This window comes from Kiloniella sp., from assembly GCF_965205715.1.
In the GTDB taxonomy this organism is placed as follows: domain Bacteria; phylum Pseudomonadota; class Alphaproteobacteria; order Kiloniellales; family Kiloniellaceae; genus Kiloniella.
Genome location: NZ_CBDBHW010000014.1, coordinates 866,221 through 884,047, shown reverse-complemented (window position 1 = coordinate 884,047; position 17,827 = coordinate 866,221). Strand labels below are relative to the sequence as shown.

General features: G+C 47.4%; 19 protein-coding genes. 4 read left to right on the top strand and 15 right to left on the bottom strand.

The features are described from left to right. Window position 1 precedes the first annotated feature (1 nt). From ACOGW3_RS21000 to ACOGW3_RS20980, 5 genes are all read right to left on the bottom strand, one after another. Complete coding sequence (locus ACOGW3_RS21000) at window positions 2-877, bottom strand: substrate-binding periplasmic protein (protein ID WP_419904735.1); 876 nt, start codon at window positions 875-877, stop codon at window positions 2-4. A 273-nt stretch (window positions 878-1,150) separates the two neighbouring features. After that, window positions 1,151-1,663 carry an aminoacyl-tRNA deacylase gene (locus ACOGW3_RS20995; protein WP_419904734.1) on the bottom strand — a complete coding sequence of 171 codons (513 nt, stop codon included), beginning with the start codon at window positions 1,661-1,663 and terminating at the stop codon, window positions 1,151-1,153. A gap of 221 nt (window positions 1,664-1,884) precedes the next feature. After that, window positions 1,885-3,522 carry an acyl-CoA synthetase gene (locus tag ACOGW3_RS20990; RefSeq protein ID WP_419904733.1) on the bottom strand — a complete coding sequence of 546 codons (1,638 nt, stop codon included), beginning with the start codon at window positions 3,520-3,522 and terminating at the stop codon, window positions 1,885-1,887. A 77-nt stretch (window positions 3,523-3,599) separates the two neighbouring features. Further along, on the bottom strand, window positions 3,600-4,220 hold the full coding sequence (locus ACOGW3_RS20985) for a DUF1326 domain-containing protein (RefSeq protein WP_419904732.1): 621 nt from the start codon (window positions 4,218-4,220) through the stop codon (window positions 3,600-3,602). Window positions 4,221-4,269: 49 nt separating this feature from the next. Then, window positions 4,270-5,010, bottom strand: a complete 741-nt coding sequence (locus ACOGW3_RS20980; protein ID WP_419904731.1) for a DUF2182 domain-containing protein — start codon at window positions 5,008-5,010, stop codon at window positions 4,270-4,272. A 394-nt stretch (window positions 5,011-5,404) separates the two neighbouring features. Here ACOGW3_RS20980 and ACOGW3_RS20975 point away from each other — a divergent pair, with 394 nt between their 5' ends. After that, the gene (locus ACOGW3_RS20975) at window positions 5,405-5,797 is read left to right on the top strand and encodes a rhodanese-like domain-containing protein (protein WP_419904730.1); all 393 of its coding nucleotides are present in this window, start codon (window positions 5,405-5,407) and stop codon (window positions 5,795-5,797) included. 40 nt (window positions 5,798-5,837) lie between these two features. On the opposite strand, the gene sugE is transcribed toward ACOGW3_RS20975, so the two are convergent. From sugE to ACOGW3_RS20955, 4 genes are all read right to left on the bottom strand, one after another. Then, complete coding sequence (gene sugE / locus ACOGW3_RS20970) at window positions 5,838-6,158, bottom strand: quaternary ammonium compound efflux SMR transporter SugE (RefSeq protein WP_419904729.1); 321 nt, start codon at window positions 6,156-6,158, stop codon at window positions 5,838-5,840. Window positions 6,159-6,218: 60 nt separating this feature from the next. Then, window positions 6,219-7,010 (bottom strand): hypothetical protein, encoded by a 792-nt coding sequence (locus ACOGW3_RS20965; protein WP_419904728.1) that lies wholly within the window; start codon window positions 7,008-7,010, stop codon window positions 6,219-6,221. 108 nt (window positions 7,011-7,118) lie between these two features. Then, a complete protein-coding gene (locus ACOGW3_RS20960; RefSeq protein WP_419904727.1) occupies window positions 7,119-7,766 on the bottom strand; it encodes a LysE family translocator in 648 nt (215 codons plus the stop codon). Between the two features lie 7 nt (window positions 7,767-7,773). Then, window positions 7,774-8,724 carry a DMT family transporter gene (locus ACOGW3_RS20955; protein ID WP_419904726.1) on the bottom strand — a complete coding sequence of 317 codons (951 nt, stop codon included), beginning with the start codon at window positions 8,722-8,724 and terminating at the stop codon, window positions 7,774-7,776. A gap of 177 nt (window positions 8,725-8,901) precedes the next feature. On the opposite strand from ACOGW3_RS20955, the gene ACOGW3_RS20950 reads away from it, so the two are divergent. Next, the gene (locus ACOGW3_RS20950) at window positions 8,902-10,335 is read left to right on the top strand and encodes a PLP-dependent aminotransferase family protein (RefSeq protein ID WP_419904725.1); all 1,434 of its coding nucleotides are present in this window, start codon (window positions 8,902-8,904) and stop codon (window positions 10,333-10,335) included. A gap of 25 nt (window positions 10,336-10,360) precedes the next feature. Here ACOGW3_RS20950 and ACOGW3_RS20945 read toward each other — a convergent pair whose 3' ends face one another. Beyond that, a complete protein-coding gene (locus ACOGW3_RS20945) occupies window positions 10,361-10,846 on the bottom strand; it encodes a GNAT family N-acetyltransferase (RefSeq protein WP_419904724.1) in 486 nt (161 codons plus the stop codon). Between the two features lie 178 nt (window positions 10,847-11,024). Continuing rightward, the gene (locus ACOGW3_RS20940) at window positions 11,025-13,808 is read right to left on the bottom strand and encodes a DEAD/DEAH box helicase (protein WP_419904723.1); all 2,784 of its coding nucleotides are present in this window, start codon (window positions 13,806-13,808) and stop codon (window positions 11,025-11,027) included. Between the two features lie 319 nt (window positions 13,809-14,127). Here ACOGW3_RS20940 and ACOGW3_RS20935 point away from each other — a divergent pair, with 319 nt between their 5' ends. Beyond that, a complete protein-coding gene (locus ACOGW3_RS20935; RefSeq protein ID WP_419904722.1) occupies window positions 14,128-14,487 on the top strand; it encodes a GFA family protein in 360 nt (119 codons plus the stop codon). Window positions 14,488-14,493: 6 nt separating this feature from the next. On the opposite strand, the gene ACOGW3_RS20930 is transcribed toward ACOGW3_RS20935, so the two are convergent. Continuing rightward, window positions 14,494-14,997, bottom strand: a complete 504-nt coding sequence (locus tag ACOGW3_RS20930) for a hypothetical protein (RefSeq protein ID WP_419904721.1) — start codon at window positions 14,995-14,997, stop codon at window positions 14,494-14,496. A 389-nt stretch (window positions 14,998-15,386) separates the two neighbouring features. Then, the gene (locus ACOGW3_RS20925) at window positions 15,387-16,619 is read right to left on the bottom strand and encodes an ISL3 family transposase (RefSeq protein WP_419901077.1); all 1,233 of its coding nucleotides are present in this window, start codon (window positions 16,617-16,619) and stop codon (window positions 15,387-15,389) included. Between ACOGW3_RS20925 and ACOGW3_RS20920 the strand changes: the two genes are divergently transcribed. Continuing rightward, entirely contained in the window at window positions 16,606-16,746 is a 141-nt protein-coding gene (locus tag ACOGW3_RS20920) for a hypothetical protein (RefSeq protein ID WP_419904720.1), read from the top strand. The two genes, ACOGW3_RS20925 and ACOGW3_RS20920, sit on opposite strands and share 14 nt — an antisense overlap. 189 nt (window positions 16,747-16,935) lie before the next feature. On the opposite strand, the gene ACOGW3_RS20915 is transcribed toward ACOGW3_RS20920, so the two are convergent. Both ACOGW3_RS20915 and ACOGW3_RS20910 read right to left on the bottom strand, forming a co-directional pair. Beyond that, on the bottom strand, window positions 16,936-17,439 hold the full coding sequence (locus ACOGW3_RS20915) for a hypothetical protein (protein ID WP_419904719.1): 504 nt from the start codon (window positions 17,437-17,439) through the stop codon (window positions 16,936-16,938). Between the two features lie 13 nt (window positions 17,440-17,452). Further along, window positions 17,453-17,824, bottom strand: coding sequence for a hypothetical protein (locus ACOGW3_RS20910; protein ID WP_419904718.1), 372 nt, complete (start codon window positions 17,822-17,824; stop codon window positions 17,453-17,455). Window positions 17,825-17,827: the final 3 nt, after the last annotated feature.

The following is a 17,827-nucleotide window of genomic DNA, read 5'->3' as shown; positions in this document are numbered from 1 at the left end:
ATTAACTTCTGGGGACAGTCTCAAAGCAATCATAAGTGTCATCACAAAGAGGAAGACCTTGTTCTGCCAACTCCATCATAATTTTAATAACGTGTTCACGGATCTGTTTTAGTTCTCCAGAAGCCGCCATTTCTGTGAATATAGAAGATAGCTTAGGCACTAAGGCGGCGTGTTTTATATGCAGGTAATGAAAAAGATCAAATCTTGCGATTGCAGGAGATAGCGGCGTAACATCGTGAATACCAAATCTTTTGATTTGATAAAGACCATTTAGACGTGGGGATATCGCAACATCAATTCGGTCCTTGTTTAGCATCCGAAACAAGCTCGCATAGTCTCTAGCCACATAGGTGTCCATACCTTTGGTATTGTTTTCGGCAAACTTAATACCGCGAATAAGCCCGATCCTATAATCCTTCAGGCTTTCCCATCCATTTATGGGGATCTGTTGAGAACGACTGAAGGCTGAACCTTCGATGAAATTTATCGCAGGCCGGATCTGTATCATGTTGGAGTATTTAGCAGATAATCCATCGATGCGTTGGACATCACCGGCTACCTCACCGCTATTGGCAAGCCGAAGCGCACGTTCTCCGGGGTGTTTTTCGATATAGATGTCGATCCCAAGCCGTCGATATGCTGTACGAAGGATAACCTCGCTGATTACGGTATCAACAGTTCCTGCGGCTGCGACAAGTGTCATACGTTCTTCTGCTAAACCAGGTTTCGCGGGAATAAGCAAAAGGATCACTGGGAAAAGTAGGAGCAAGATTGATACTCGAAGCAAAGCAAAACCTCTTACTACTCCCATGACCAAATTCCTGGCCAAATAAGTGGAATGTTCGGTTTTCTGGTTTGCATGCGGAGGTACTGTCAATTGCGACCTCTCTTAAACTCGAAATATCGTTCAACCAAAAATGGGAAGAATATTTCTAGAAAAAATAGGAATGCGACTGCTGTATGATATGACATAGATCGTTATTATTTATTTAAGATAAATTGTAGAACTATGGACCAACATGGATTTGTTGACGTGTAGGCCGTCAGGATGAGAGCACATCTCAAGTGTTGACCTAATTTTCAGGTGTATAGGATGGTAATTCCCCTAAGAGTTAATCATCAGAGGGGATATGGTGTTTTCATAATGGACTTAACTGTGTGCGTAGCGAAAACCGCCCCGGTTTTCGGGGTTCTTGTCATGATGGCTGAAATGGCCATGGATACAGTCTGAAACCAGATTTTCAAATGCCTTGGCTTCTAAATGAACCAAGGTCTCATGATCACCACCTTCAAAAAACAGGTCGTCATTTTTATTCAGAGTATCTTCAACAATGACTTCAATGCCATATGCCAAACCTAAAGCTGGTACCGCCCCATCGTCACAGTCTGAGAAAATAGCTGTGAGTTCTTCTTCAGAAGCGAGGGTGACTTCTCTGCCAAGAAGTTCATTTAGTTCTTTCATGCGCAGATGGTGAGAAGCGGGTAATAAAGCCATCATGTATTTGGTATCGTCCTTTATCATCACTCCTTTGACAAGACGTGATCCTGGGACGTGCGCGACCTCCGCAGTCATTGACGAGGTCTCGGCGTGTTCGTGCTCAAGCGGCACGTAACGAACTTTCATGTCCTTTAGGTAGTTTTGGATTGTGATTGATACAGCCATGATACATCCCCTGGTTTTGCTAAGGGTTGTCGAGGATTTTTAGTATAGCATGTTTGAAATAGTTTTATCCAGATACGGCAATAATAAATTATGTAATTCTACTAAAAATTGATATTGTTGTTGTAAGGGTGTGGGCAAGAAACATGTAAGACTTTTTGTTCCTTCTTGATCAATATCTTGTAATAAGAGTGTTAATCGTAAGATTCATCATCAGAAAAAGGTTATACCAACTCATTTGCGCGTTTTCGTAATAGGAATTTTTTAACTTTACCAGTTGATGTTTTGGGAAGGGATTCAAAGACGACTTTTTTTGGGGTTTTAAACCCCGCTATGTGGTTTCTGCAAAATTGAATAATTTCTTCTTCGGTACTTTCTGTATCGGGTTTTAATTCCAAAAAAGCACAAGGGATTTCTCCCCATTTGTCATCCTGTTTGGCAACAACGGCGGCGACTGACACTGCCGGGTGTTTGTAGAGTGTATTTTCAATTTCAACAGAGGAAATGTTTTCCCCGCCTGAGATCACAATATCCTTCAGCCTGTCTTTGACTTCTATATAACCGTTGCCGTGCACGACGGCTAGATCCGAGGAATGAAACCAACCATCATCAAAGGCTTCGGTTGTGGCGTCGGCATTTTTTAAATACCCCTTCATAATCGTATTACCACGGATTTGGATCTCGCCCATCGTCTGTCCGTCACGGGGCACGTTCTCTCCTGTTTCAAGGTTAATAACGCGAAGTCCTTCGGTCGAGGGAAACCGCACTCCCTGTCTTGCCTTAAGTTTGGCTTGCTCACTGGGTGGAAGGTGATCCCACTCTGGTTTCCATGCGCACTGTACAACATGGCCATAAGTTTCGGTAAGGCCGTAAACTTGCATAACTTCAAAACCAAGGGCTTGTACGCCTTCAAGGATAGATGCGGGCGGCGGGGCTCCTGCTGTCATAACCTTAACCGGATGATTTATCGGCTTGCGTTCTTCCTTTGTTGCGTTGACCAACATATTGAGCACAACGGGTGCGCCCCCAAAGTGGGTGATGCCGTGGTCTGCGACCAAGTTGAAAATAGTTTTTGCTGTGATTGTCCGACAACAAACAACTGTCCCTGCAAGGGCGGCCATGGTCCAGGCATGGCCCCAGCCGTTACAATGAAACATCGGGACGGTATAAAGATATACCGGATGCCCTGATAACTCCCAGCCGAGAACGGTTCCCATGGTCATAAGGTACGAACCTCGATGATGATAGAGCACGCCTTTGGGACGGCCGCTGGTGCCAGAAGTATAATTCAGAGCGAGGGATTGCCATTCTTCGCTTGGAAGAGACCATCTGTAGTCATCATGCCCGCCTTTAAGGAACTGTTCGTAATCCATTGAGCCGAGTTTGGGGTGATCACGCTCTTCTGCTTGAGTGTCAACGATATCAACCAGAATAATATCTGGACGATTTGCAAGAATGAGGGCCTTTTTAACGGGTTCGTAAAAAGCGGTGTCGGTGATTAGAACCTTGGTTTCTGCATGTTCCAGAATATAGGCAATGGTATCTGCATCTAACCGGGTATTGATGGTGTTAAGAACTGCACCTGTCATGGGAACACCGAAATGGGCCTCGAACATTTCAGGCGTATTGGCCGCAATAATAGAGACAACATCCCCCTGTTTTACCCCATGATTGATGAGGGCAGAGGCTAGTTGTGTGCATCGCTGGTAAGTTTGGGCCCATGTATAAATTCGTGAACCATAGATCAGTGCAATACGCTCGGGATAGATATCCTTTGCCCGTTCGATAAAAGAAAGGGGAGAGAGCGGGACATGGTTCGCTGGATTTGGCATCAACTCGGAATTATCCTTGCCCATTTTCATAATGGCTCTCTCCCCATAGTTTATGCGTCACGTGTTCCGATCGTGCGCATATTCAATTTTTATAATTTTGGTTTTTATCAGCCGGACCAATCGATTTGGCAGATCTCGGCACTGCGGCCCTCAAAATCCCAGACACGGCCAAAAGCGCGGACCCGCCCTCTGTTGGCTTTGGCTATGGTGACATCGGCACCCATCCAGTATTCTGTGTTTGTCACCTGGACTTCCTGGTTTTCGTCTTTGCCGCCAATGGGCTCAATCTCACCTATGATTTTACGGCCTACAGCCAGACGACGTTTATTGCCGTCATTTTGATATTCCACAGGGGCGCGTTCAGCACCGAGGAAAGTACCTACCAACATAGAGAAAAGTCCGGTTGTACCACCTGCTTGACCAGAGAAAATTTTCAAGATGCCGTCATAGGCTTCTTCACTGGCACGTTCGTCAATGTAAGCACCGACGGTCCAGTTACCACGGCCCATATTACCTGGAATATCGAGGACCATACCGACGTTAAGACCGGAAAGGTCTGCGCCGTTGAAATGGCCGCTATCAATGCGCACACCCATCCAGGCTTGGCAGTAACCTTCGGTAGGTGGATGTTTACCAAGAGACACAACGCATGGACAAAAGACCGTGCAGTTACAGTTCAAGATCAGTTCGCCCTTGAGGGACCAATTTGTATCTGAGTTGGCGGACATAGAATTAAACTCCGTAATTAAGGCCTCTTGCTAGAGGCAGGGCTAATGACTAGATCAGCCCAAGGGTTTGGCACAAAACGAGGATTGCAGATGAAAGCAGAGCAATGCCCAGTGGGGCGGTGATGTAGCGGCCAATGTCTGGCAGCTTTTCAATGATCATGAGAACCATGGCAGCAAACATCCAGATGGGGTTCATGGTGCCACCAACAAAGCCAAGCAGCATGAGTGCCCAGCAACAGCCGACACAAACAGCACCGTGATGTAATCCCATGCGATAGGCACCGGCTACGCCGGGCTGCCAACGTCCCATAAAGTAGGCCATGGGGGATCGGCACTTGCTCAAGCAAGCTTCTTTTATGGGGGTGAATTGATAGACACCAGCCAGGGTTAATAGCCCGGCCGTGAGCCAACCGGATAAGCTGGTGCCATCAAAAGAGAGTAAATCTAGGTTTGAAAGCAGTAACTGCAGGCCTGAAGCAGGGATTGAGAATAGAAGCCAGACAGTAAGATATCCCGCGAGTAAGGTCCAAAAGGCCTGCGCAGGTACTTTTCCTTTTCCGGCGATTAGAATGTCTTGATAGCTCTTGAGCATTGGAACGGCTGTTGGGGCCATCATCGCGAGCGACATCAAAGACCACATCGCCACAAGTCCAAAAAAGGTAAGCTCGTTGGTGGTCGTTAAGCAGAGGGACAGTAGAAAATCAACATTCAGGCCTGCAGGGATCTGAGTTCCCAGATCCTCAAAGCCTGATAAGCCAGCACTGGTAATCGAGCTGTGTTCTGCAGACATCCATAATAAAACCCACCACGAGAGAATGGTGCCAAGGAAGAACGTTACCCAAGCGATAGATGGAAGATAGCTACTAACAGTATGCGATATAGAAGGTGCTGTAATCTTTGCTGCCATTTCAATAACAAGCCATTCCGCATAATAATCCCAATGTTTCTTGCGCTACTTAAGCAAAATTTGGTCAAAGGTGTAATGCCGGAAATTTTCATGCCGTTATTGAAAAAATTGATAATGATGGGGTGCTAAATTTTATTCTTAATTTGTTATCAGTAATTTTATATTAAATTTCACTCATAAGTATTTTTAGACAGGTAAATTCCAGAATATAATTTCCTGGTAGTGTTATGTGAAACCAATCCTATATTTGAAGGAGGTTTAAGGGAGATGTTTTGTTATGATTAAGTCCGTTGTGGAAATTGTTGCAAATGAAAAAAAGGCAGTGCCAACAATAAGCCCCGCAGGTTTAATGGAAGTTTTAGGCCAAAGTAATATTGTTGTTGTCGATGTTCGCGACCAGCCAGAGTTGCCTTCTACAGGTGTTATCCCAGGCGCTGTACATATTTCGCGCGGTATGCTGGAGTTTCGTGCTGATCCGGCAACACCAATGCATCACAAAGAGTTAGCTCGGGATAAGATGATTGTGCTCTATTGCGCTTCTGGGGGACGTGCTGCCCTGAGCGGCCAAGTGTTGATGGATATGGGCTATGAAAACGTGCGTAATCTTGGATCTATCAAGGATTGGATTGATGCTGGTGGTGAAATTGAAGCACCTGATTATGAAAACTGACACCTAGAAATATCAATGATCTAATTGTTTGGCAGAGCGCCTAAGCAGGGGAGAATACTTTCAACCCTACAATACCTGACACAATAAGAAGCAGGCAAATGATGCGCATGATATCGCGACTTTCGCCAAATAATACCATTCCTAAGATCGCAACACCGACTGTGCCAATCCCGGTCCAAACGGCATAGGCCGTTCCCACCGGGATCGTTTTCATGGCAGCAGACAACAGCCAAAAGCTTACGGTCATGGAAATCACAGTAAGAACGGACGGCACCAGCTTGGTCCAGCCATCGGCATATTTAAGTCCGATCGCCCAACCACATTCAAAAATTCCTGCCAAAACAAGATAAACCCACGCCATGATTCCATGCCTTATTTATAAGTACTGAGAGTTTTGTATCCCATAAGATAGGGACAGGTATCAATTGATTTTCCAAATATGTAATTCAGTCTGTCGTCTGTCATCCAGTATACGTGTATCCATAGGCGGGTGTTCCGGGACTGTAAAAGAATTACTGATGAAATTACTACCTTTGGGCATTTCTGATATTATTTTTTTATAAAGACGTGGCATGGGTTCCGGCGATAAAAAAGCATAACAACATTCATAGTTCGAGAGATCCACATCCCACAGGCTTTTACGTTGAATATGTACGTTATTCAGACCTGAGAGTTGGCATCTGATGAGCGATACCAAATAGGGAAGGGGTGCGGTCTCCACGCCAGTGAAGGTGTGCCGCGGAAATCTCTTGGCTAAAGTGACCAAGGTGCCCGAAAACCCGCAACCAAGATCGATGAAATGAATGGGCTTACTGTCCCCGTTCAACAGGTCTTTTTCGAGTAAATCACCGAGGGCTTTCCAGGTAGTTTTGTTACTGAGATATAAGGGGACGCGTTCGTCCGCGCTATTCCAATAAAACATAAGCAACGCAAAAAATGCCAGCGGATAAACCCATGTCGGGATGTTAAAAGTTATAGCGAGAACGAGGGCAAAGGGGGTGATGAACTGGATGAAAATCCACCACATGGGTAAGCGGACAATATAGCTTATAAGAACGGCCCCAACCGCTTGAATACCGACCTTTTCCCAAAGAGATAGGGTAATCGAAAATCCGTGCCATAGGCCTTGAATGAGAATAAGTAATCCAATCAGTACGAGCAGCTGTAAGCCGATGGCGGTGAGAATGGGGCGGAAGCGTTTTAACAGCTGCAATTTTGGCTCTTACAATTAGAAGGTTCAACCGAATAACACAGGTTGGATTGTTCACTATAAGAGGGCCAAATGATAGGATTATCTTACTAAATATTCACATTCCTATGTTTACCGCATGGTCAGCAATTTAAATCCGGCGAGCCCGAAAATTACCGAAGCAGTACCTTCGATCCAACGTCGGAAAGAACCGTAGAGGGTGATCATTTTCTGGGTTGAAAAGGCGAGGGCGTAACCACCGAAAACACCAATCCCCAAAAGCCAGCAACCCCCTACGATAACAAAGGATATTTCAGCAGGGGCCTCTGGGGTGACCCCGACGGCGATGATCGAAAGCCAGGCAAAGATCGACTTTGGATTGGTCAGGTGGATGCCAAGACCCAACAGGAAATACTGCAATCCGGTCTTGTCTTTTCCAGTTTTAAGTGCTTTGGGCTCTTGAGACCGCAAACAGGACCTGAATGATTTATAGGCAAGCCAAAGTAAATAAAGCCCTCCTGCGATGCGCATCGCGGTCATAAGCCAGGCATAGGAGAACAAGAAAGTAGAAAGCCCAACCGCGGCAAGGATTCCCCAAGTCAGAGACCCCATGACCACACCCGCAGCAAGCAGTATGCCGGGTCTACGTCCCTCTCGCATGGAGGTTGCCATGATCGCAAGGTTGGCAGGGCCGGGACTTATGGTTGCGACCAGGTACGCGATATAGGAAACAGATATCGCTGGCAGAAAAGGCAGGAGATCGTTGAACGAGTTTATCATATCGGTGTTATTTCTCTGCTTGGAGGTCGGTAAGGTTGCTGGGTACAGGTCCTGAATTCATAAAGCCCGTTTTTGAGGTTGGTTTGCTGTCTTGTCGGTTGGCAAACCGCTTGGCGCCAGCGACACAGAACACCACTGCACCTGTGACTGTAATCATGGACCAACTCACGGTCTCTCCCAAAAGTCCTGCGGCAAGCACGAGGCCAAAGAAGGGCTGTAACAGTTGCAATTGTCCGACGGCTGCGATGCCACCCTGAGCCAAACCGCGGTACCAGAAGATAAACCCGATCAGCATGCTAAAGAGCGATATATATGCCAGGCCAAACCAGGCGGATTGTATTACACCAGTGAATGAAACAGGCATGGTATAGATCGTAAGCGAGGCCATAAGCGGCAGGGAAAGGACCAGAGCCCAGGATATGACTTGCCAGCCGCCAAGCTTGCGCGAGAGTTTAGCGCCCTCTGCGTAAGCCAACCCGCAAAGGATAATGGCGATAAACATAAGGATATCCGCAAAACCAGATCCGCCGAAATCCTGAGTTAAGGCGTAACCAGCAACCAATGCAGAGCCGATACCAGAGAAGACCCAGAAAACCGGACGGGGGCGTTCGTCTCCACGTAACACCCCAAATATCGCCGTCGCCAGAGGCAGCAGGCCAATGAAAACGGTCGAGTGGGCAGAGGTAACGGTTTGTAGGGCAAAGGCTGTGAGTAAGGGGAACCCAACCACCACACCAGAAGCTACGATCACAAGAGAGAGAATGTCCTCTTTGGCAGGACGTTTTTCCTTAAAGGCCAGCAGTAAGACAAGTGCAAGAAGGCCAGCAATACTCGCCCGGGCAAAGGTGAGAAACATCGGATCAAACGAGGCCACGGCCGCCCTTGTCGCAGGGAGAGAGCCACTGAATATCAGCATGCCCAGGAAACCACAGATCCATCCACTTGTTGTCTTGTTCATTTCGCCACCACCCATTTGAGCCTATAAAACGGCCAGTTCTTCAATCTCATTCGATTTCAGTTCTATTACCGATACCTTCACACTGGCATCGTTATTAAGTAAGTTGTAGGGGGGAACTTAACCAGATACAGTTCAGTACAATTTGTTTAAACTGTATTGATGACAGAGTAAGTACAGATGCCAAATGATAACGTCATTGCTGAGACCGGTAACCATCCCTTAGCCCGAACCCTGGTTGAACAGGTGATGCAGGCGATTAAACAACGCATAACGGCGCGTACACTGGCGCCTGGGGCAAAGCTACCGTCTATTCGAAGTTTTGCTGAGACTATGCAAGTCTCCAAATCTACGGTAGTCGAGGCATATGATCGCCTATCCGCAGAGGGGGTTATCCTCTCTCGGCGCGGGTCCGGTTTTTTTGTTGCTGGTCAGGGCTCTGGGCATTTGGCACCTTTATCCCTGGCCGAGATTGGACCCAAGCTGGACCGTGAAGTTGACCCGCTTTGGGTTTCCCGACAATCATTAGAAGCGGGAGAGCAATTCCTCAAGCCCGGTTGTGGTTGGATGCCGGCCTCGTGGATGCCAGAGGCTCCAATACGTAAAGCCTTACGGAACTTATCGCGCGCTAATGATGCTATCTTAACCGAATATGGATCACCCCTGGGGCTTTCAGAACTCCGACAGTTCCTTGCGCGTCGTGCTGCCTCCTATGGCATTGAAGCCAGCCCGGATCAGGTTATTCTCACCGGATCTGGAACCCAGGCAATTGACCAGCTTTGCCGATATCTATTGGAGCCGGGGGATTGCGTGATCGTGGACGATCCCTGCTACTTTAACTTTCATGCTCTGCTGCGTGCGCATAGGGCCAAAGTGGTGTCGGTACCCTTTACCCCAACTGGACCTGATCTCGACCAGTTCGAACAGGCGTTAAAGGAACATCGGCCCCGGCTATATATCACTAACTCCGGCCTGCATAATCCAACAGGCGCGACTTTGTCACCCGTTGTGGCACACCGGGTTCTTAGGTTGGCAGAGCAACACGATCTCACCATTATCGAAGATGATATCTTTGCTGATCTGGAGCCTGAACCCGCGCCAAGGTATGCGGCCTTTGATGGATTGGACCGGGTGGTGCACATTGGTTCGTTCTCAAAGACCCTGTCAGCCTCGGTCCGCTGCGGTTATATCATCGCGCGCAAGGAATGGATCGACGGGTTGGTTGATCTGCGCATTGCCACTTCTTTTGGTGCCGGCCATTTCTCTGCCGAGTTAGTACTGTCGGTATTAAAGGACGGGGCCTACCGAAAACATCTCGAGGCACTCCGAACCCGTTTAGCCGGAGTGATGGGGGTAACCTCGGCGCGCTTGGCCAAACTTGGCATAAAGCCATGGGTGGAGCCCCGTGGCGGGATGTTTTTATGGTGTGAGCTGCCAGAGGGTGTTGATGGCGCTGACCTTGCCCAACGGGCACTCGCACAAAATATCGTCCTGGCACCGGGCAGTGTTTTTAGCCTGAATAATACGGCCAACAGGTTTATGCGTTTTAACGCCGCCCAAGCCCAGGATCCCAAAATATTTGAGGTGTTGGAAACCTTGCTCCCCAAAATATGATGTTAAAGATCAGATGGTCTTTTCCCTAAATTACTTTTTCCAGGGTCAGGTCTGTGGTCTGGTAGCCGAGTGAGGCGTAAAGGGCGTGGGCGGTTTTGTTGAAGGCGAAGACGTGCAGGCCAATTTTATCGATGCCGAGCTTTTTAACTTCTGCTTCCAGCGCCAGCATAGTTGCACGACCAAGTCCTTTACCTCGGTTGGCGAGGTTGATTTCGATGTCGTAGATAAAGGCCGATTTTTTACCGTAGTGTTCTTTGACCGCAAACCAGGCCGCACCAACGGGGTGTTCGGCAGCGTTGAAAATGGTGAAAATATAGTTGTCTGGGGTTTTCAGGCCTTGAGGCAGCCCGCCTTCGAATGACTCTTGAGAGAGCTTTAAGGCTTGTTCGGCGCTATAGCCTGATTGTTGCTTGTCATCGGCAAATGCCTGGATGCCGTGTGCTTTCCATGCCTCATAATCTGCCTCTGCAATGGGGACGAGTGTGACGGTACGACCTGTTTTTTTTATCATTATGCGGCCTTTTAATTATATGGTTGGTGTAAACGTAATAAGATAAATTTATATAATTATAGTAACCGATGGGTGCTGTTTGTAAATGTTATCAAAAATTACAGCAGAAACAAAAAGAGGAACAGCATCAGGATATTATCCGCTGTTCCTCTTTATTTACCTGAGATTAATTATCTCGTTAGTCTTTTTTAGGCGAGCTTTTACGCTTTAGTGATGAAGACCCGGTTTTATCGCTTGGGTTGTTACGGGGATTATCACCGGTTGGCTTGCCGCCCTTGTCTTTGAAAGGTTTGCCAAAGGCACCGTTTTTACCTGATTTAGCAAAAGGCTTCTTGCCCCCTTTGCCGCCTTTAAATCCTTTTGGTTTGTCAGAGCGATCACCGCGTAATTCACCCCGGCCTTCCGCATTTTCAGATCCGTCATCAAACCAGGTTTTCTTGCCGCTGTCTGCTTGGGGATCCTGGTACTTGCCGTCGGCACCAAATTTGCCTTTGGATTTGTGCTTTCCGCCTTTGTTGGCGTAATCGCGCTCGCCCGCTTTGCGATCACCGAATTTCTTTTTGCCATAAGGCTTGTCGCTAAACTTCTTATCACCAAACTTCTTATCGCCAAAATTTTTGTCTCCGGATTTCTTATCACTGGACTTGTCGTCCCGATCTTTGAAATCCTTATCTTCAGCAGCCCGCCGACTGTATTCTTTGCTGCGGTCGCTTCTGTTGAAGTTATCGCGGAATGGCTTTTGTTTATGTTTTTTGCTTTCGCGCGGCTGGCGGTGAAAACCCGGTGCGTCTTTGTCGTCCATGACGTCATCCGGCTCTTCTGGAATACCTTCAAGGCGTTTGACGGTGATGGTTTTTTCAATCCGGTTGCTGCCGCCAATGGTTTCAAAGAACTTTTCAGCGCCTTTGGGGGTCAGCTCTACATGGGTTTCTGCCATGTGAATGCGAATGGCACCGATTTCTTTTTTGGTGATGCAACCCGCACGACAGACCATTGGTAACAACCATTTTGGATCGGCGGTGTGTTTGCGGCCAACGGTCATGGAAATCCAGACGCCGTCGTCAAAATCAACGCGTTCTTTGCGTGTGGTGCCGAAATTATCATTGCGGCTTCTACCGCCGCGATCTCCGCCCCTGTCTCCTCCGCGGTCGTCTCTATCACGGTCTCTGCCGCGATCGCGATCTCTACCGTCGCGGTCTCTGCCTCTGTCATCCCGGGGCCGTTCCTGACGGGTAAGCAGTTCTTCCGGTGCAGGACGGCCAGCGTTTGCGGTACGGATCAGGGCAGCAGCGATCTGCTCGGCGCCATGCTTTTCCAACAACTCTTTAACAAAGGCCTGTTCAGCATCTTTAACCGGCTCAATAAGTGTTGGCGTCGCAAGGAAGCGTTCGCGATCGCGCTGGAGGATTTCTTCGACAGATGGTGGATTGCCCCATTTGGCTTGTACTTTGGCACTTTCCAGCAGACGCTCGGTCCGTTTACGCCAGTTGTAAGGCACGATGAGCGCGGAAACACCCTTGCGTCCTGCACGGCCGGTACGACCAGATCTGTGCAACAGCGGCTCGCGGCTTTTAGGGATATCGGCGTGAACAACCAGTTCCAGATCCGGCAAGTCAATACCACGGGCGGCAACATCGGTTGCGATACAAACCTGAGCACGACCATCACGTAGGGATTGAATGGCGTGGCTACGCAGGTTCTGGCTCAACTCACCAGACAGGGCCACAACAGAGAACCCACGATTGGCAAAGCGGCTGGTCATGTGATTGACGGTGGCACGGGTCGCACAGAACACAATCGCATTTTTTGGCTCGTAGAAACGGATCAGGTTGAGGATCGCGTTTTCTTTGTCGTTTGGTGCAACTGTCAAAGCGCGATATTCAATATCGCTGTGTTGTTTGTCTTCAGCTTTTGTGGTCACACGAACGGCGTCGCGCTGATAGCGTTTGGCCAGCATACCAATAGAGCGCGGCACCGTTGCAGAGAACATCAGGGTGCGACGTTCTTTTGGTGTGGTGTCGAGCATGTACTCGAGATCATCGCGGAAGCCGAGGTCAAGCATCTCATCGGCTTCATCAAGCACCACAGCTTTGAGCGCGCTGATGTTCAGGGAACCGCGTTCGATATGATCCCTGAGACGACCAGGAGTACCAACAACGATGTGTGCGCCACGATCAAGCGCGCGGCGCTCTGTGCGCATATCCATGCCACCGACACAGGTCGCAGTGTGCGCGCCGGTAAGGGCATAGAGCCATTCCAGCTCACGCATCACCTGAAGGGCGAGTTCGCGGGTTGGTGTAATGATCAGCGCAAGAGGAGCTGACGCGCGTTTGAAATGGTTATCTTCGCCAAGAAGGGTTGGCGCCAGCGAAATACCGAAAGCAACAGTTTTACCAGAACCCGTCTGGGCGGAAACCAGGGCATCAGCATCGCGGAGTTCTGGCGCAAGCACAGCCTTCTGCACTGGGGTTAAGGCTTTGTAGCCTTTTTTCGCCAATGCTTTGGATAGCGCAGGGTGCACACCTTCAAACGGATCGCTCTCTATGATTTCTTCTGGTACTTCTTCAAGTGCATCTGCTACTGGAGCTTCTGCTTCTTTTGTGTCTTCTTTTGCTGATGGGGCGTCCGCTGGAGCAGTTTCTGCTTCTACAGCTTGAACGGGCTCAACAACTATTTCTTCTACTGCTTCTACTGTCTTTTCAGTTTCAGAAGCCTCGACAACCTTTTTAGGTTTTGCAACTTTCTTGGGCTTGTCAGCTTTTTCGGCCTTTTCTGCCTTCGTCGCTGCTTTAGCCTTAGGCTTAGCTTTAGTTGCTGTCTTCGCTTTGGTTTCTGGCTTGGCTTCTGCCTTTGCTTTCGCTGGAGCTTTAGCCTTAGTCGCTTTTTTCGGCTTAGCGGCGGCTTTTTTCTCAGCCTTATCTTCTACTTTTTCGTCATTTACCGGGGTTTCCGAATTTGACATGTTCTTTTTCTCTCTGAGTATGAAACAGAACTTTCCCGGTTTTTCTCATTCCGGAGGACATTCTGGCTGCGCGGCAAGGACCATCACTCTGATGGTATCATTTTGGAGGCGCTGCAATAATAAGTAAAGTTATAGGCCGCAATGTATTATGGGCGGCCGTGAGGTCTTATAGTGTCTTTAATGCTGGCGCCGTTGTACGTGGTGTCGTCTGGGATGTAAAGCTTACAGATAATTCCCTACCGCTTTCTTTACACAAAGAGTTTGGTTAAGCTTTAAGGCAAATATTTTTCTATCATGAATAAAAACCCAGGAGAAGGCATTGGAAGGCACATGCCATTGTAAAGCCGTCCGTATTACCGTTGCGCAAAAGCCTGAATTTCTCGTCAGTTGTAACTGCTCTCTGTGCCACCGTTACGGTACGCTTTGGTGCCATTACACCCCGGAAAAAGTCACCGTGGAATGCGAAGAGAGCGCTACAAAAACATACAAGTGGGGCGATGAAATGATCGACTTTCACCACTGCACTTCCTGTGGCTGTGTGACCCATTGGACCAATACAAAGAACCATCCCGAACCCCGCGTCGCAGTCAACGCCCGCCTGTTCGACCGCACCGAGGCCTCTGATATCAAAATCCGTAAATTCGACGGGGCAGATAGCTGGCGGTTTATTGAGGAGTGAGAAGAGTTACTCTTCGATTACTGGACGGGACAGGCCTTCTTTTTTAGCCATTATCCAGAGTTTGTCGATGGCTCTCAGAACATCATCACGGTTCTTCTTCGACTTAATCCAAGCTGGCAGGCGAGATATCATACTTTTGTTAGACCAACCGTATTTTTCATCCGGTTTGCGTTCTCGTATTTTGGCTGAGACAAAAGATTCTAGATAGAGAAGATGTTCAGGGTTATAGACACATATAGCATTTCCAGCACAGGGAACCTTTAGCCAAAGAGGGAAATTGTTATTATGCCATCTAAGTAAGCTACCATCTTGTTCGAAAGCCCGTGATCTTTTTGTATCAGCATTATACCCACAATGACTGCAGGTGGCTAAATGAGCGGTGTCGTAAAAATTGGCGCTTTTATCTTCCTTGGTGATAACTGCACAGCCAGTGCATTTCGGGCAAGCTATATAAGCTGGAAAAGCAAACTGCCAATCGGTTTCTAGTGTATCTTTGTGTCTTTGTTCCATGGGTTCTCGAATTCGATGGTGAAAATAGCTGTAGGTTTATCGAAGAGTAAGGAGAGTTATTCAGCGGTCTCTGGCCGAGATAGACCCGAGTTCTCAGCTTTTATCCATAGTTTGTTAATGGCTTTTAGAATGTCCTTTCGGTTCTTTACTGATTTAATCCAGTCTGGCAGTCGAGATATCATACTCCCATTACAGCAACATCCATCCTCATTGGCTATACGTTCTCGCAGTTTAGCGCCTACATAGCCTTCAATAATGGCTAAGTGTTTCGGGTTGAAAGCATAGAGTGTATTTTCGCCACAAGCTGCTTGTAGCCAAAGCGGTAGGTTATCTTCGTGCCAATCAAATATAGTGCCACCTTTGGCTCTTCTCCGCTTTGTTGAGTAGATTTAGGATTTCAAATAGAGCATAGATTGATTATCTGGAATGGATGATTGTCTAATTTTGAGTTTGAAGTATTCGGTATCCTTGATGCCTCTGGCTCGCTTACGGATCATTCCTATACTGACATTACCAGCCTCTATCCTGGCGCTTGTGAGCTTGTGTTTGGCGTAGTTGCAGATGCCCACACAATGTTTCCGTAGGGATTTCGCGAACTTTTTTAGATAGAGCATCTGTGACTGATCTGCTATCAGGCACCAACGTTCCAGTTGCTCCGCCATCGCCTCAAATGAAGCGGCACTCCACAGCAGCTGAAGCTGTTCTTTCAAGACGTAAAGTGCATTCAGGTTGCTATTGCTCTCCAGCAACCTTTGCAGCTTGTCACTTTGTTTTTCACTCAACTTATCCGCATTTTTGAGCAACAGATAATGCGTCCCTTTCATCAACTCTTTACCACTTGGATCGGCCTTTCTGAACTCAAGTCGACGCTGATTATGGATAGCTTTGCTGTAGTTTTTCATGACGTGGAAACGGTCAAATACTATGTCGGCCAACGGCAAGGACTCTCTGACAGCCTTTTGGTAGGCAGGCCCCATATCCATCGCTACGGCCTTTATTTTGCAGGCTGTATCTGGTTGCAGTTGTTTCAAAAACCTTGAAAAAACCTCGGCAGTTCGGCCTGCTTCAACCCAGATCAGATGACCGCCAACCATATCGTAGACCACCGTCATGTAGTCATGACCTTTCGCCCGGGCAACTTCATCTACACCAATATATTCCAAGCCAGTTAGCTCTGCAGGATCAAGCGTAGGGAGAGTTTCAATAAGGTATGCCCTGTCGATATTCTTGACCGTTTCCCATCGTATATCCAAATGTCTGGAAACCGCTTGAATAGACATATGCCGACATAATCCACTGATCAGTCGGCAAAATCGGTGAGTGAAACGGCACCCTTTATCAACAAAATCACACCCCTCAATGCGGCGTTCGCCCTTGTTAATATAAACCTGCGCCAGCTCAATCTCGACCACACAAGGATACCCAAAAAGGGGGATGTCGTTTACTTGTCGGCGGACATGCTGGTTGATGCTTCCCTTCTGGCCTGTAGCAGGGTCTATAGCCCTCCTACGCGCGTCTCGGCTGCAGTGAATGACAATCTTAACACCGCCGTCATCCAGTTTAATTTCATTTACACGTTGCCCTTTGAGGCCTAAAATATGCTGCGAGATGTTGATTGTCATATACCTGCTCTATGTAAAGTTATCAGAAACCATACATATCAACAGGTTACTTGGCGGTCGGCATCTTTTTCTACTCAACAAAGCGGAGAAGAGCCCCACCTTTGCCGATTGCCTTGGATCTTTTTGAATCACCATGAAATCCGCAGTGCTGACAGGAGATTATGTTGGTTGTGAAGGTGATACTCAGATCCTTATTCTCTTTGAAAACTACCGCACAGCCCGCGCATTTTGGGCAGACAACGTATGAGGGATCTGCATACGTCAAAGTGCCATGAGGTGAATATTTGTATCTATCTTGCATTATTTGTTATTATTTTCACCATAGCTCTTGTGAACATATTACTGCACCAGATGGTACTGGGCCTTTAAAGTGATCAAGGCCGTTTTCATCCAGTGCATTATAAATCACCAGGTTTTGGTCATTATCCATTGTCAGGATTAAGCGGGTCCAGATTTCAATCTGGTGACCTCCTAAAGTCATTTCATCGCTGGCAAGAGAAACGCTTTTTAACTTTTGGCCAATTAATGGTTCTAGCAATTGAACGTCCTCTGCCAGCCACCGGACTGGAAAGCCAGTGATTGAAAAAGGAAGAACACGCCCTGTTTCTATCAATAACTCATCAAATTTCTTCCAAGAAATTGAAAGGGTGCTACCGCCAATGGTAAGATACAGCGGTAGGTCCATCCAGTCCGACCATTCCTGATCTTCCTCACACCAAAGTTGCGGGAGTTCATAGCCAGTGATTTCACACCCAAGAAGCTTAGTGAAATGCTTTTGGATAAGCTCAATCTTTTCTTGCTTCTCTGATATGTATTGCACTGGTTTTTGTTGCCTAAGGTAGGAGTAGGTTGATGAGGAGCTTTGTTTTAGGGATTATCAGAATCAGAAAATCGAAAACGAACACGATAATAAACGTTAGCAAGTTCCATAACTTATAATGTGCATATTTATCGTAAGCAGCCTCATATTTAAAGTCATTGGGACCTTTTAGTATTGGAGTAGAAATATCGTCATCAGTAATCAAAATGCCACTGCTGCGGTAAAGCTGAAAATTGGTGTGGTACTCATCCCGATAATGACAGTTCAGGAAATAGATATAGCGGTTGTTGGATTTGATCCGATAAATTGGGATCGCAAGCCAAGACAATAAAATAATAAATATTTGAATTTGAAAAAATGTCTCAGAGACTTCTTTAGCTTCCACCAC